This window comes from Mycolicibacterium baixiangningiae, assembly GCF_016313185.1.
In the GTDB taxonomy this organism is placed as follows: Bacteria; Actinomycetota; Actinomycetes; order Mycobacteriales; family Mycobacteriaceae; genus Mycobacterium; species Mycobacterium baixiangningiae.
The window spans coordinates 5,274,417-5,288,367 of sequence record NZ_CP066218.1 but is presented as its reverse complement, the minus strand read 5'-3'; the positions used below and the strand labels follow the sequence as shown (position 1 = coordinate 5,288,367).

Genomic DNA, 13,951 nt, shown 5'->3' with positions numbered 1-13,951 from the left:
GCTCTTCTCTTCGTTCATCGCACGCCTTGATGGGCGAGCACTTCGGCCAGTTCATAGAGGCTGCCGAGGTCGACACCTTCGGGCAGGGAAGGCAATTCGAGCCGCGGCACGTCGAGACGCTCGAGTTGTTCGGCGGTTTCGGATCGCGCCGCGATGCGGGTGGCATGTTGGATCGTCTCGGTCAGCAGCCCGGCGAAGTCGTTGTCGCTCAACTCGATTCCCACCGCTGCCAGGTCCGCGCGGATGGCGTCGGCGTCGATGTCGCCCTCGGCGGCCTTGGCCTGATCGTCCGGCGACAGGTACGCCGGGATGTTGCGGTTGACGATGACACTGCCGATGGGCAGGCCGAGTGCCCTGAGCTCGTCGATGGCTTCCAGCGTCTCCTGCATCGGCAGCGCCTCGAGCAGGGTCACCAGATGGATCGCCGTGATGTCGGAGTGCAGCACCTTCACCACGCTCTCGGCCTGCGAGTGCACCGGACCGCCCTTGGCCAGATCGGACACCGCCTTGGTCACGTCCAGGAACCGCGCGATCCGCCCGGTGGGTGGAGAGTCGACAACCACGGCGTCGTACACCGGCTGCTTACCCTTCTCCGCCCGCGTGACGACCTCGCGGATCTTCCCGGTGAGCAGCACGTCACGCAGCCCGGGCGCGATCGTCGTCGCGAACTCCACCGCGCCGATCCGGCGCATCGCCCGACCGGCCAGGCCGAGGTTGTAGAACATGTCGAGGTATTCCAGGAACGCCGCCTCGGTGTCGACCGCCAGCGCGTTGACCTGCCCGCCGCCGTCCGCGGTGGCGATCTTCACCTCTTTGTAGGGCAGTGGTGGCACGTCGAAGAGCTGAGCGATGCCCTGGCGCCCTTCGACTTCGACGAGCAACACCTTGCGGCCCCCGGCGGCGAGCGCCAGGGCGAGCGCCGCGGCGATCGTCGACTTGCCCGTACCGCCCTTGCCGGTGACGAAGTGCAGTTTCACCTTCGTCAGGCGCGACGGCCAGCCGACGGCTCTACCGCCATTGGTAGTTGTTGCCACCTCTGCATGCTAGCCAAGCGCCGCGCGGCGCCCGATAAGCTCAGCCTCATGAGCGAACCAACCCAGTGGGAGTACGCCACCGTGCCGTTGCTGACGCATGCCACCAAACAGATCCTCGACCAGTGGGGCGCCGACGGCTGGGAGTTGGTGTCGGTGCTGCCCGGGCCGACCGGTGAACAGCACGTCGCGTACCTGAAGCGCCCGAAGTGAGCGCCGGCGGGCAGGAGCGCAGCGACCCGGGGAAATCGCAGTGGTCAGGCAGGCTGGCCGACCTCGGGATCGAGCTGCCCGAGGTCGTGGCGCCGCTGGCGGCATACATCCCGGCCGTGCGGACCGGGAACCTGGTCTACACCTCCGGTCAGCTGCCGATCGTCTCCGGTGAGCTGACCCGGACCGGAAAGGTCGGCGCCGAGGTCACCGCCGAGGACGCCAAGGACCTCGCGCGGCTGTGCGGCCTCAACGCGCTTGCCGCGGTGAACGCACTCGTCGGCATCGACGCGGTCACCCGGGTGGTCAAGGTCGTCGGGTTCGTCGCCTCGGCGCCCGGCTTCGACGGTCAGCCCGGCGTTATCAACGGCGCATCGGAGCTGTTCGGTGAGGTGTTCGGCGACGCAGGCGCGCACGCCCGGTCCGCCGTCGGGGTGGCGGAGCTGCCGCGTAACGCACCGGTGGAAGTCGAGCTGATCGTCGAGGTCGCGTGAGCGACGAATCGGCAGAGGTCGCGTGAGCGACGAATCGGCAGAGGTCGCGTGAGCGACGAATCGGCAGAGGTCGCGTAGCCAGGTGAGCGCACCCGAGCATCCGGCATACGGGCTGTTACGCCCGGTGACCGAGACCGCCTCGGTGCTGCTGTGCAACAACCCGGGGCTGATGACGCTCGACGGTACGAACACCTGGGTGCTGCGCGGACCGGGCAGCGACGAACTGGTGATCGTCGATCCCGGGCCCGACGACGACGAACACATCGCCAAGGTCGCCGAACTCGGCCGCATCGCGCTGGTGCTGATCAGCCACAAACACGAAGACCACACCGGCGGCATCGACAAGATCGTCGATCGCACCGGCGCGGTCGTCCGGTCGGTCGGCAGCGGGTTCCTTCGCGGTCTCGGTGGCCCGCTGACCGACGGCGAGGTGATCGAGGCGGCGGGTGTGCGGATCAGCGTGATGGCCACGCCGGGGCATACCGCCGACTCGGTGTCGTTCGTTCTCGACGACGCGGTGCTGACCGCCGACACCGTGCTGGGCCGGGGCACCACTGTGATCGACAGCGAGGACGGCAGCCTGCGGGACTATCTCGAGTCGCTGCACCGCCTGCAGGGGCTGGGCCGGCGGACGGTGCTACCGGGCCACGGGCCGGACCTCGGTGACCTCGAGGCCGTCACGGCGATGTACCTGTCGCACCGCGAGGAGCGGCTCGACCAGGTGCGCGCGGCGTTACGGGAACTGGGTGAAGAGGCGTCGGCGCGTCAGGTCGTCGAGCACGTCTACACCGACGTCGACGAGAAACTGTGGGACGCCGCCGAATGGAGCGTCCAAGCCCAGCTGGACTACCTGCGCATGTGACTTGGGCGCGCTCACCGACGCTCAGCGTCGATCAGCGCGCCCAAATCGCAAGGTCTAGCGGGCGCGACGGGCCAGTCGCTCGGAGTCGCTGATCAGCACGCTCTTGCCCTCGAGGCGGATCCAGCCCCGGTGGGCGAAATCGGCGAGCGCCTTGTTCACGGTCTCGCGGGAGGCGCCGACGAGCTGGGCGATCTCCTCCTGCGTCAAGTCGTGGGTGACGCGCAGGGCGCCGCCCTCCTGGGTGCCGAACCGCTGCGCGAGCTGCAGCAGCTGCTTGGCCACGCGTCCCGGCACGTCGGTGAAGATCAGGTCGGCCAGGTTGTTGTTGGTGCGGCGCAGCCGGCGGGCAAGCACGCGCAGCAGCTGCTCGGCGATCTCGGGGCGATCGGCGATCCAGGCGCGCAGCGCTTCGCGGTCCATCGACACGGCGCGCACTTCGGTGATCGTGGTGGCGCTCGACGTCCGAGGGCCCGGGTCGAAGATCGACAGTTCACCGAACATGTCGCTCGGACCCATGATCGTCAGGAGGTTCTCGCGGCCGTCGGGGGAGCGGCGGCCGATCTTCACCTTGCCGTTGATGATGATGTAGAGCCGGTCGCCGGGCTCACCTTCGGCGAACACGGTGTGTCCGCGCGGGAAGTCGACGGGCTGCAATTGCTTGGTGAGCGCGGAAACGGCGCTGGGTTCGACTCCCTGGAAGATTCCGGCCCTGGCCAGGATCTCGTCCACGTTGCCCCTCTTAAGCTGTTGGGTTGGATAATGCGAAGCCGACCTCTTACTGGTTAGCGTGCTCAGTGTAGAGGTATTCCGTTTCGCAACGTGCCAACGCTACACACGATTCACGTGACTGGGCGGCTGAAACTACGGATTCGGTCGGTGTGGTATGTACACCCGCGTAGGCAAACCCGCCGCCGCCATCCGGGTCGGCAGCGTCTCGACCGCTTCCAGCCGACTCTTCTGGCGACGTGCCATCCCGTCGATCGCGTGGCTCATACCGTCGCGGGCGAGCCTGCCGACGTCGTCCGCCCCGGCCTGCTGGAGGAAGTCGTCCACGTCCGACGCCGACACGGTCTCGCGGACGAGACCCGACTCCAGGCGCTCGAGCCCGAACGTTGCCACCATCAGCAACCAGGGGATGAACGCCACGAGCAACCAGGACACAACGCAGAAGTAAACCGGGCCAAGGTCTCAGCGTGATCACGAATTGTCACCGGTATCGACGACCTTGATCGCGGTCGATGTCACGGGTCTCGCCTACGCTGGCTTCCGTGACCGCAGGTGCGTCCCCCGCCGAGAAGTCGGCCAGAGCTCCGGCCGATTCGAAGCCGGCGCGGCGTCCCACCGCCAAGAAATGGGACAACGAAACCCAGCTGGGCCTGGTGCGCCGGGCGCGGCGTATGAATCGCACCCTGGCCGAAGCGTTTCCGCACGTGTACTGCGAGCTCGACTTCACCAATCCACTGGAGCTCGCGGTGGCCACCATCCTGTCCGCGCAGAGCACCGACAAACGCGTCAACCTGACCACCCCCGCGCTGTTCAAGAAGTACCGCACCGCGCTCGACTACGCCCAGGCCGACCGCACCGAACTCGAGGAACTGATCCGGCCCACCGGCTTCTACCGGAACAAGGCCAATTCGCTGATCCGGCTCGGCCAGGAGCTCGTCGAGCGCTTCGACGGGCGGGTACCCGGGAACATCGACGATCTGGTCACGTTGCCAGGGGTGGGCCGCAAAACCGCCAACGTGATCCTCGGAAATGCTTTCGACGTTCCCGGAATCACCGTCGACACCCATTTCGGGCGGCTGGTGCGCCGGTGGCGATGGACCTCCGAAGAGGATCCGGTGAAGGTCGAACACGCCATCGGCGAACTCATCGACCGCAGTGAGTGGACCCTGCTGAGCCACCGGGTGATCTTCCACGGCCGCCGCGTCTGCCATGCCCGCAAGCCCGCCTGCGGCGTGTGCGTGTTGGCCAAGGACTGCCCGTCGTTCGGGATCGGTCCGACCGATCGGGAGGCGGCTGCCGCGCTCGTCAAAGGTCCGGAGACCGAACACCTACTCGCGCTCGCCGGCCTGTAGGCCGTCCTTCTCCTCCTATGAGCACCTCGGCCCGTTGGACTGTCGCCGTGCTCGCCGTTGCGCTCGCCCTGGTGGTCGCTCTCTCGCTGCAGTTGGCCGAGGATCCCGCACCCACGCGTCGCGACGGCCCCGCACCGACCCGCGACCACCGCGATGCCGACACCCCCGAGGCGCTGGCCGGTCCGCGCGCCGAGGCGGACCTGCCGCCGTGCCCGGCGCCCGGCACCGGTGCCGGTCCCGAGTCGCTGCGCGGCATCGAGCTCGAATGCGCCGGCGACGGGCAGATGACCGACGTCGCGCGGGCGCTCGCCGGCCGGACGGTGGTGCTCAACCTGTGGGCCTACTGGTGCGGGCCCTGCGCGGACGAACTGCCCGCCATGCAGGAGTACCAGCGCCGGGTCGGTGACGCGGTGACGGTGCTTACCGTCCATCAGGACGAGAACGAAACGGCGGCGCTGCTGCGGTTGGCCGAGCTCGGGGTGCGGCTGCCGACACTGCAGGACGGACGCCGGCTGATCGCGGCGGCGGTCAAGGCGCCGAACGTGATGCCTGCGACGGTCGTGCTGCGTCCGGACGGTACCGTTGCCGGGATTCTGCCGCGGTCCTTCGCCACCGCCGACGAGATCGAGGCTGCGGTGGAACAGACGAGGGGAGAGCCGGGGTGAGCGCCACGCGCGACGGGCACCGTTTGACGCCCGACGCCGCACCCGCCTGGCTCAAACCGCTGGTCGACAACACCGACGGGGTGCCTCGTGCCTACCGTCGCCGGGTGCCACCGGACGTACTGTCCGCGCTGACCGTCGCGAACGCGAGCGCAACGGTGACGGGCACCAAGCGGGACGCTGCGGTGCTGGTGTTGTTCTCCGGACCCGAGGACGCCCCCGGGGAGGCACTGCCCGACGACGCCGACCTGTTGGTGACAGTGCGAGCGTCGACACTGCGCCATCACGCCGGTCAGGCCGCCTTCCCCGGCGGCGCCACCGACCCCGACGACGAGGGCCCGGTGCACACCGCGTTGCGGGAGGCGACCGAGGAGACCGGTCTCGACGCCACCCGCATCCGGCCGCTGGCGACGCTGCAGCGCATGTTCATCCCGCCGTCGGGTTTCCATGTCGTGCCGGTGTTGGCGTATTCGCCCGACCCGGGGCCGGTGGCCGTCGTCGACGAATCCGAGACCGCGATCGTGGCGCGGGTGCCGGTGCGCGCGTTCATCAACCCCGACAACCGGTTGATGGTCTACCGCGACGCCAATTCCCGCAGGTGGGCAGGTCCGGCCTTCCTGCTCAACGAGATGCTGGTGTGGGGTTTCACCGGTCAGGTCATCTCCGCCATCCTCGACGTCGCCGGCTGGGCCGTGTCGTGGAACATCGACGACGTCCGCGGACTCGACGAGGCAATGGCGCTCGTCGGCCACGATGCCGGTTACGGTGAGTCCCAACAATGACACCGTCTCAGTGGCTTGACCTCCTCGTCCTCGCCGTCGCCTTCGTCGCCGCCATCTCGGGCTGGCGCTCGGGAGCGCTGGGCTCACTCATGTCCTTCATCGGCGTGGTGCTCGGCGCGGTCGCCGGGGTATTGCTCGCACCGCATGTGGTCACCCACATCAGCGGCCCACGGACCAAACTGTTCGCGGCTCTGTTCCTGATCCTCGCGCTGGTGGTGATCGGCGAGATCGCCGGCGTGGTCCTCGGCCGGGCGGTGCGCGGGGCGATCCGCAACCGCACGCTGCGCCTGTTCGACTCGGTCATCGGGGTGGGCCTGCAGATCGTGGCGGTACTGCTCGCATCGTGGTTGCTGGCGACTCCGCTGACGTCGTCCGACCAGCCGAACCTGGCGGCCGCCGTCAAGGGTTCGCGGGTGTTGAGCGAAGTGGACGACGTGGCACCGCCTTGGCTCAAGTCCGTGCCGACCCGGCTGTCCGGCCTGCTCGACACCTCGGGCCTGCCCGAAGTCCTCGAACCGTTCGGCCGCACACCGATCGCCACCGTCGACGCACCGGACGCGGCGCTCGCCACCGACGCCGTGGTCGGTGCCACCCGCGGCAGCGTGGTGAAGATCCGCGGGGTCGCGCCCGGCTGCCAGAAGGTGCTCGAGGGCACCGGATTCGTCGTGTCGCCGAACCGGGTGATGTCCAACGCGCACGTCGTCGCCGGTTCGGAGAGCGTGACCGTGGAGGTCGAGGGCCAGACCTACGAGGCCTTCGTGGTGTCCTACGATCCGAACGCCGACATCTCCATCCTCGACGTCCCGAACCTGCCCGCGGGCCCGTTGCCGTTCGTCGACGAGCTGGCACCGTCGGGAACCGACGCCATCGTGATGGGCTATCCCGGTGGCGGTGACTTCACCGCGACCCCGGCGCGGATCCGCGAGACCATCGAGCTCAACGGTCCCGACATCTACCGCAAAACCACGGTCACCCGCGAGGTGTACACGATCAGAGGCACTGTGCGGCAAGGCAATTCAGGTGGCCCGATGATCAACCGCGGCGGCAAGGTGCTGGGCGTGGTGTTCGGGGCCGCCGTCGACGACGCCGACACCGGGTTCGTGCTGACCTCCGACGAGGTGGGCCATCAACTGGCCAAGGTGGGCAACACCACCCGGGTGCCCACCGGAGTCTGCGTCAGCTGATCTGACGTCCGTACACCTGGCCGAGGAACCGGCCGAGCTGTTCGTTGACCTCGTCGGGGGCTTCCTCATGACCGTAATGACCTGCACCCCTTAGCGATACGTATCGCCCGTGCGGGGTGAAGTTCTGGGTGCGGTACACCGGGTCGGCGAGAACGTACGGATCCGAATCGCCGCGCAGGTGCAGCATCGGCACCACCAGCGGCCGCTTCATCGAGCGCATGAACCGCCGCCCCTCCCCGCGCAGTTGGCTGCGTACCGCCCAGCGCTGGTACTCCAGCGCGCAGTGCGCCGCCGACGGGATCTGGATGGCCTTGCGCAGGTGTCCGATCGTCTCCGAGAAGTCCTCGGTGCGCTGCCATTCCACGCTGGAGCGGGCCCGCATGAGGTGTTCGACCTCCGCGCCGTCGTGACGGGTCAGCGCCCGTTCGGGCCATATGGGCGACTGATACTTCAGCAGCGACGGCAGCAGTGCGCGGCCCTGGTCACGCCGCCTCGTCGCCGACGCGCGCAGCGCGTACGGATGCGGGGAGCTGACCGCTGCGATGGCACGGACGACGCGGGGATGCAGCACCGACGTCGCCCAGCACACCAGGCCACCGTCGGCGTGGCCGACCAGTGTCGCGGTCTCGTGGCCCAGCGCCCGCACCAGGCCGGCGGTGTCACCGGCCAGCGTCCAGCCGTCGTAACCGCGCGGAGGTTTGTCGCTGCCGCCGTATCCGCGCAGATCCACGGCCACCACACGGGCGCCGGTCAGTCCCCGCAGCTGATGGCGCCACGACCACCAGAAGGACGCGAACCCGTGCAGCAGGATGACCAGCGGCCGTTCGGTCAACGGGACGGCGGCCGCATCCGGCGAATCAGCCTCGACGACGTGGAAGCGGATGCCGTTGGCGTGGACCTCGAGATGACGCCAGGGACCGTCGATCCGGACGACCGACGGATCGGGTGGCGGCATTACCAGCCGGACGGGTCGCCGGTCTTCTGACCGTCGGAGACGGCTCGTGCCTTCTGGCCGTCTCCGACGGCGACCGACTTCTGGACCTTGTCGTGACCGGGGGTGAGCGCCTCCCGCGTCTCCTTCACCGACTCGATGGTCTGCCGCGGACCGCGGATACGGCGCACCTTCAGATAACCGAGCAGCGCCAGCAGTGCGGTGACGACCACCATGACACCGAAGACGATCAGGAACGACGCCCACCGCCACAGCCAGGTGTCGAGCAACTCGGCGGCGAAGAAAAAGAAGAAGAAGGTCGAATAGAACAGCACGACCAGCGCGGCGATGAAGAAGACGCTGCCGGTCAGACCCTTCTTGACGTCACGGGTGATCTCGGCCTTGGCCAACTCGACCTCGGCCCGCACCAGCGTCGACACCTGCGAGGTGGCGTCCTTGACCAGATCTCCGATCGAGGGATCGGGGTTGGGCGCATGCGGATCCACCAGCGGAATCGACGTGACGGTGGTGGGCACGCCGTTCTTGCGTTCGCCTCTGCTCACGGACACTTCCTCCCACTGTGATGTCAGTCGGGCTTCATGTTGCCATGTGGCGATCAGCTAAACGATTCCGGCCGACGATAGACTGACCCGATCGTCAGGTGGGTCGGGCACATCGATGGGGGAGCGACATTGCGTACCGGACACCGCCGACTGGCCTCGATCGTGGCGGCCCTGGCCTTCTGCGTCGCCCACGTGCTCGCCACGGCGCCCGCCGCCGGAGCGGTCGGGCCCGTTGTCCTCGGTGGTGGCTCCGGCATCGTCGTCAACGGTGAATCCTTCTGCACCCTGACCACCATCGGTAACGACAACCGCGGCAACCTGATCGGCTTCACGTCCGCGCACTGCGGCGGACCCGGCGCGACGGTGTCGGCCGAAGGCGCACAGGACGCGGGCATCCTCGGCACCATGGTCGCGGGTAACGAGGCGCTCGATTACGCGGTGATCCAGTTCGATCCGCAGAAGGTCACCCCGACCAATAATGTCAACGGCTTCCAGATCAACGGCCTCGGTCCCGACCCGGCGTTCGGGCAGGTCGCCTGCAAACTGGGACGCACCACCGGCTACTCGTGCGGGGTGACGTGGGGACCGGGTGAGGATCCGGGCACCATCGTCAACCAGGTGTGCGGTCAGCCAGGTGACTCCGGTGCACCGGTCACGGTCGACAACCGGCTGGTCGGCATGATCCACGGCGCCTACACCGAGGGTCTGCCGACGTGCGTGGTGAAGTACATCCCGCTGCACACACCGGCGGTGACCATGTCGTTCAACACGCAGTTGGCCGACATCGCCGCCAAGAACCGACCGGGTTCGGGTTTCGTCCCGGTCGGCGCTCGCTGACTTTCCGCGCGAAACAGCATTCCCGGTCGTCAAGTGTGTGACTTGATGACCGGGAATGCTGTTTCGGCGCCTACTTGCTGGCGCGGATCGCCTCGAACACGCTGGGGTCGACCAGCGTCGAGGTGTCGCCGAGTTCACGGCCTTCGGCGACGTCGCGCAGCAGCCGGCGCATGATCTTGCCGCTGCGGGTCTTGGGCAGTTCGGGGACGACGTGGATCTCCCGCGGACGCGCGATCGGCGAGATCTCCTTGGCCACCTGGGCCCGCAGCTCCTCGACCATCTTGTCGTTGTCCTTGGCGTGGGATTCGAGGATGACGAACGCGCAGATGCCCTGTCCGGTCTGCTCGTCGCTGGCGCCGACGACCGCGGCTTCGGCGACACCGTTGTGGCCGACGAGTGCGGATTCGACCTCCGCGGTCGAGATGCGGTGCCCCGATACGTTCATCACGTCGTCGATCCGGCCCAGCACCCAGATGTTTCCCTCGGCGTCGTAGCGCGCACCGTCGCCGGCGAAATACCAACCCTGCCGGGCGAATCGGGACCAGTAGGTCTCCTTGAAGCGCTGCGGATCGCCCCAGATTCCGCGCAGCATGGCCGGCCACGGCTGGTCGAGCACCAGATAGCCGTTCGCCTGCTCACCGTGGCCGCTTCCGGGTGCGAGCTGGTTGCCGTCGTCGTCGACGATCTTGGCCGAGATGCCGGGCAGCGGCGTCATCGCCGAACCCGGTTTCGCCGCCGTCACACCGGGCAGCGGGGAGATCATGATCGCGCCGGTCTCGGTCTGCCACCAGGTGTCGACGATCGGAGTCTTCTTGTCGCCGAACGCATCCCGATACCACCGCCACGCCTCGGGGTTGATCGGTTCGCCCACCGAGCCGAGCAGCCGCAGGCTCGACAGATCGTGGGCATCGGGAATCTCGCGCCCGAGCTTCATGAACGTGCGGATCAATGTCGGCGCGGTGTAATAGGTGGTGACACCGTACTTTTCGATGACCTCGAAGTGCCGGTGTTCGCTCGGCGACGTCGGTGTGCCCTCGTAGACCACCTGCGTGACGCCGTTCGACAGGGGCCCGTAGACGATGTAGGTGTGGCCGGTCACCCAGCCGATATCAGCGGTGCACCAGTACACATCGGTGTCCGGTTTGACGTCGAAGACGTTGAAGTGGGTGTAGGACGACTGGACGAGGTAGCCGCCGGTGGTGTGCATGATGCCCTTGGGCTTACCCGTCGTTCCCGAGGTGTAGAGCAGGAACAGCGGGTGTTCGGCGTCGAAGGCCTCGGGGGTGTGCTCGGCCGACGCGCCGTCGACCGTCTCGTGCCACCACAGGTCGCGTCCGTCGGTCCAATCGATGTCGATTCCGGTGCGGCGCACCACCAGAACGTGCTGAACAGAGGATTGCCCGTCTACAGCCTCGTCGACGGCTTCCTTCAGCGAGGCGGCCTTGCCGCGGCGGTACTGGCCGTCGGTGGTGATGACGAGTTTGGCCTCCGCATCCTCGATGCGGGCCTTGAGCGCCGCCGCCGAGAAGCCCGCGAACACCACCGAGTGCATGACGCCGAGCCGGGCGCAGGCCAGCATCGCCACGATCGCCTCGGGCACCATCGGCATGTAGATGGCCACCCGGTCGCCGGCCACCAGTCCGAGATCGGTCAGCGCGTTGGCCGCCTTACACACTTCGTCTTTGAGCTCGGCGTAGGTCAGCGAGCGGGAGTCGCCGACGGGCTCACCCTCCCAGTGGATGGCCACGCGGTCGCCGTTGCCGGCCTCGACGTGCCGGTCGACGCAGTTGTAGGCGACGTTGATCTTGCCGCCGACGAACCACTTCGCAAACGGGGCGCCCGACCAGTCGAGCACATCGGTGAACGGGGTGTCCCACGACAACCGCTCGGCCTGCTTGCCCCAGAACGCGAGTCGATCCTGCTCGGCCTCGCGATACAACTCCTCGGTCGCATTCGCCTGCTCGGCGAACTCGGGGGGCGGCGGATAGCTGGACTGGACTTCGGTGTGCGCCTCAGACATACATGTGAGGGTAGTCACCCGGCGGGGTGTCCACGTCGAGACCTCACAACACCGCCTGCGGACGGCCGGTGTGGTGCGACGAGCGTCGGAAATCACCGGTCCAGCGGTCGACTACCGTGTGCAGCCATGACCGATCCGTTGGCCCCACTCGCCGAGTTACCCGGGGTGGCCGAAGCCAGCGACGAAGCCCGCGAGGCGCTCGGACGAGCGCACCGGCACCGCACGAACCTCCGCGGCTGGCCCGCCACGGCGGCCGAGGCGGCGCTACGCGCGGCGCGGGCGTCGTCGGTGCTCGACGGCGGATCGCTGCAACTGACCGACACCGGTGACCCCGATCCGGTGTTGGCCGGCGCGCTGCGGGTGTCACAAGCGCTCGAGGGCGGCGCGACCGCACTGGTCGACGTGTGGCAGCGGGCGCCGCTGCAGGCGCTGGCCCGACTGCACGCGCTGGCCGCGGCCGACCTCACCGACGACGAGCACCTCGGCCGGCCCCGCGCAGACGTGGGTGTGGGCACCCGGCTGGAGCTGCTGGTCGAGATCCTCACCGGCGGTTCACGCGTGCCTGCACCGGTGCTCGCCGCCGTCGCCCACGGAGAGCTGTTGACCCTGGCGCCGTTCGGCACGGCCGACGGGGTGGTGGCCCGGGGGGTGTCGCGATTGGTGACGATCACCAGCGGCCTCGACCCGCACGGCCTCGGGGTTCCGGAGGTCTACTGGATGCGCCAGTCCGGTGACTATCAGGCCGCCGCCCGCGGGTTCGCCTCCGGCACCCCCGACGGGCTGACGGCGTGGCTGCTCCTCAGCTGCCGGGCCCTGCATGCCGGCGCTCGCGAGGCCTTGCAGATCGCCTCGGCGACGTCGGGGTGATACCTCCAGCAACGCAAAGCGGGCGACGCTCCGATCCGAGTTCGGCTCGCCGCCCGCTAGCACGGACTCCGGTTACCAAGCGTGCTGTGGGGGTTGCGTGGGTTGGCCTCGGCGTCAGTGCGATGCGCTTCGACGGACTACTCCACCCAAAGAGTCGCCGTGATCGTTCGCTCTTCGCAATTACGCAGGCCCGCAACACTTTTGCCTATTCCGCGGCATGTGCTCCGCGTGGGTGCCGGGTTCCGTGCTGGGTCGCCCGGCTCGGGAGGTGTCTCCTTCTCTTCCGGTGACACCTTGGCCTCACCGGGCTTCCGTGCTTCCTTTGTACTCCGTGACCGCCATCACATCAAGTGCCGGCGGGTGCGCGATTCCGGATCGTTACGACGGACCGCCCAGCTACCGGGCCGTCGTCGTCAGAGCGCGAAGCGACGGAGCAGCGAATACGTCAGTGCGCCTGCGGCGAGCGCGCTCATGCCCACCGCCGCGGTGGTCGCCACGGCCGCACCCGACGGCGCGGGGATGCGGTCCCGCAGCGACACCGGCCTGGTGAAGGTCCGCACCGGCCAATCGCGGGCGGCGGCCTCCTTGCGCAGCGCCCGGTCGGGGTTCACCGCGGTCGGATGGCCGACGGCCTCGAGCATCGGCACGTCGGTGATCGAATCCGAGTAGGCGTAACAATGCTCGAGCGCGTACCCCTCCCGCGCCGCCAACGCGCGGATCGCCTCGACCTTGCCCTCCCCGTAGCAGTAGAAGGCGATCTCGCCGGTGTACTTGCCGTCTTCGACGACCATCCGGGTCGCCATCGCGTGGGTGGCGCCGAGCGCACGGGCAATCGGTGCGACGATTTCCTCCCCGGACGCCGATACGACGACCACGTCGCGGCCGCAGAGCTTGTGGTCGGCGATCAGATCGGCGGCTTCGGCGAAGACGAGCGGGTCGACGATCTCGTGCAGCGTCTCGCCCACGATGGACTTGATCTGCTCGACGTCCCACCCGGTGCACATGTTCGTCACGTAGGACCGCATGCGGTTCATCTGGTCGTGATCAGCGCCGGACATCAAGAAAAGGAACTGCGCATAGGTCGACTTGAGGACCGCTCGCCGATTCAGTAGGCCCTGATCAAAGAAAGGTTTGCTAAAAGCCAACGTGCTGGACTTGGCGATGACTGTCTTGTCAAGATCGAAAAACGCAGCGGTGCGCACTGGGCGACCCGGCGACGAACCTGGTCCGGGATCGATCGACGGTGCGGCGGCCGGCTCCGATGCGCTCACCAGGCCAGCATAAACGGCATCGTCGTGACATCTGGGGGGTCAGGTGTACAAAATGGCAGATCACGACAGGTGTCCGTACGCGCAGGTTTTCTCAAGAATCACTAATTTCTCAGGCGCCTGGGACTTGCATTCCGTAGCCGTACCGTGTGTATAGTGGGC

16 protein-coding genes are annotated in these 13,951 nt (G+C 67.9%); 9 read left to right on the top strand and 7 right to left on the bottom strand.

Annotated elements, in window-relative coordinates; all coding sequences use genetic code 11:
* Nucleotides 1-14: 14 nt before the first annotated feature.
* Nucleotides 15-1,034 (bottom strand): ATPase BagA, encoded by a 1,020-nt coding sequence (locus I7X18_RS25110; protein ID WP_193046687.1) that lies wholly within the window; start codon nucleotides 1,032-1,034, stop codon nucleotides 15-17.
* Between the two features lie 48 nt (nucleotides 1,035-1,082).
* On the opposite strand from I7X18_RS25110, the gene I7X18_RS25105 reads away from it, so the two are divergent.
* From I7X18_RS25105 to I7X18_RS25095, 3 genes are all read left to right on the top strand, one after another.
* The gene (locus tag I7X18_RS25105; protein WP_134056910.1) at nucleotides 1,083-1,244 is read left to right on the top strand and encodes a Sp36 family protein; all 162 of its coding nucleotides are present in this window, start codon (nucleotides 1,083-1,085) and stop codon (nucleotides 1,242-1,244) included.
* On the top strand, nucleotides 1,241-1,735 hold the full coding sequence (locus tag I7X18_RS25100) for a RidA family protein (protein ID WP_193046686.1): 495 nt from the start codon (nucleotides 1,241-1,243) through the stop codon (nucleotides 1,733-1,735). The genes I7X18_RS25105 and I7X18_RS25100 overlap by 4 nt, the downstream gene beginning before the upstream one ends.
* 82 nt (nucleotides 1,736-1,817) lie before the next feature.
* Nucleotides 1,818-2,597: an MBL fold metallo-hydrolase gene (locus I7X18_RS25095; RefSeq protein ID WP_193046685.1), complete on the top strand. Its 780-nt coding sequence runs from the start codon at nucleotides 1,818-1,820 to the stop codon at nucleotides 2,595-2,597.
* A 54-nt stretch (nucleotides 2,598-2,651) separates the two neighbouring features.
* Here the strand turns inward: I7X18_RS25095 and crp are convergent, their stop codons facing one another.
* Both crp and I7X18_RS25085 read right to left on the bottom strand, forming a co-directional pair.
* The gene (crp, locus tag I7X18_RS25090; RefSeq protein ID WP_011562195.1) at nucleotides 2,652-3,326 is read right to left on the bottom strand and encodes a cAMP-activated global transcriptional regulator CRP; all 675 of its coding nucleotides are present in this window, start codon (nucleotides 3,324-3,326) and stop codon (nucleotides 2,652-2,654) included.
* A 132-nt stretch (nucleotides 3,327-3,458) separates the two neighbouring features.
* Nucleotides 3,459-3,758, bottom strand: coding sequence for a hypothetical protein (locus I7X18_RS25085; protein WP_193046684.1), 300 nt, complete (start codon nucleotides 3,756-3,758; stop codon nucleotides 3,459-3,461).
* Between the two features lie 98 nt (nucleotides 3,759-3,856).
* Here I7X18_RS25085 and nth point away from each other — a divergent pair, with 98 nt between their 5' ends.
* Genes nth through marP form a run of 4 tightly spaced genes read left to right on the top strand, consistent with a single transcriptional unit; the run spans nucleotide 3,857 to nucleotide 7,303 of the window.
* Nucleotides 3,857-4,675, top strand: coding sequence for an endonuclease III (gene nth, locus I7X18_RS25080; RefSeq protein WP_372442992.1), 819 nt, complete (start codon nucleotides 3,857-3,859; stop codon nucleotides 4,673-4,675).
* Between the two features lie 17 nt (nucleotides 4,676-4,692).
* Entirely contained in the window at nucleotides 4,693-5,340 is a 648-nt protein-coding gene (locus I7X18_RS25075) for a TlpA family protein disulfide reductase (protein WP_193046682.1), read from the top strand.
* Complete coding sequence (locus I7X18_RS25070; protein ID WP_193046681.1) at nucleotides 5,337-6,119, top strand: NUDIX hydrolase; 783 nt, start codon at nucleotides 5,337-5,339, stop codon at nucleotides 6,117-6,119. Before I7X18_RS25075 ends, I7X18_RS25070 begins: the two co-directional genes overlap by 4 nt.
* Nucleotides 6,116-7,303 carry an acid resistance serine protease MarP gene (marP, locus tag I7X18_RS25065; protein ID WP_193046680.1) on the top strand — a complete coding sequence of 396 codons (1,188 nt, stop codon included), beginning with the start codon at nucleotides 6,116-6,118 and terminating at the stop codon, nucleotides 7,301-7,303. The genes I7X18_RS25070 and marP overlap by 4 nt, the downstream gene beginning before the upstream one ends.
* Here marP and I7X18_RS25060 read toward each other — a convergent pair.
* Entirely contained in the window at nucleotides 7,296-8,258 is a 963-nt protein-coding gene (locus tag I7X18_RS25060) for an alpha/beta fold hydrolase (RefSeq protein ID WP_193046679.1), read from the bottom strand. The genes marP and I7X18_RS25060 overlap by 8 nt on opposite strands.
* A complete protein-coding gene (locus I7X18_RS25055) occupies nucleotides 8,258-8,797 on the bottom strand; it encodes a phage holin family protein (protein WP_193046678.1) in 540 nt (179 codons plus the stop codon). The genes I7X18_RS25060 and I7X18_RS25055 overlap by 1 nt, the downstream gene beginning before the upstream one ends.
* A gap of 129 nt (nucleotides 8,798-8,926) precedes the next feature.
* Between I7X18_RS25055 and I7X18_RS25050 the strand changes: the two genes are divergently transcribed.
* The gene (locus tag I7X18_RS25050; protein WP_193046677.1) at nucleotides 8,927-9,634 is read left to right on the top strand and encodes a S1 family peptidase; all 708 of its coding nucleotides are present in this window, start codon (nucleotides 8,927-8,929) and stop codon (nucleotides 9,632-9,634) included.
* A gap of 70 nt (nucleotides 9,635-9,704) precedes the next feature.
* On the opposite strand, the gene acs is transcribed toward I7X18_RS25050, so the two are convergent.
* The gene (gene acs / locus I7X18_RS25045; RefSeq protein ID WP_193046676.1) at nucleotides 9,705-11,654 is read right to left on the bottom strand and encodes an acetate--CoA ligase; all 1,950 of its coding nucleotides are present in this window, start codon (nucleotides 11,652-11,654) and stop codon (nucleotides 9,705-9,707) included.
* Between the two features lie 126 nt (nucleotides 11,655-11,780).
* Here acs and I7X18_RS25040 point away from each other — a divergent pair, with 126 nt between their 5' ends.
* Complete coding sequence (locus I7X18_RS25040) at nucleotides 11,781-12,521, top strand: Fic family protein (protein WP_193046675.1); 741 nt, start codon at nucleotides 11,781-11,783, stop codon at nucleotides 12,519-12,521.
* Nucleotides 12,522-12,934: 413 nt separating this feature from the next.
* On the opposite strand, the gene I7X18_RS25035 is transcribed toward I7X18_RS25040, so the two are convergent.
* Nucleotides 12,935-13,792 (bottom strand): HAD-IB family hydrolase, encoded by an 858-nt coding sequence (locus tag I7X18_RS25035; RefSeq protein WP_193046674.1) that lies wholly within the window; start codon nucleotides 13,790-13,792, stop codon nucleotides 12,935-12,937.
* Between the last annotated feature and the right edge of the window lie 159 nt (nucleotides 13,793-13,951).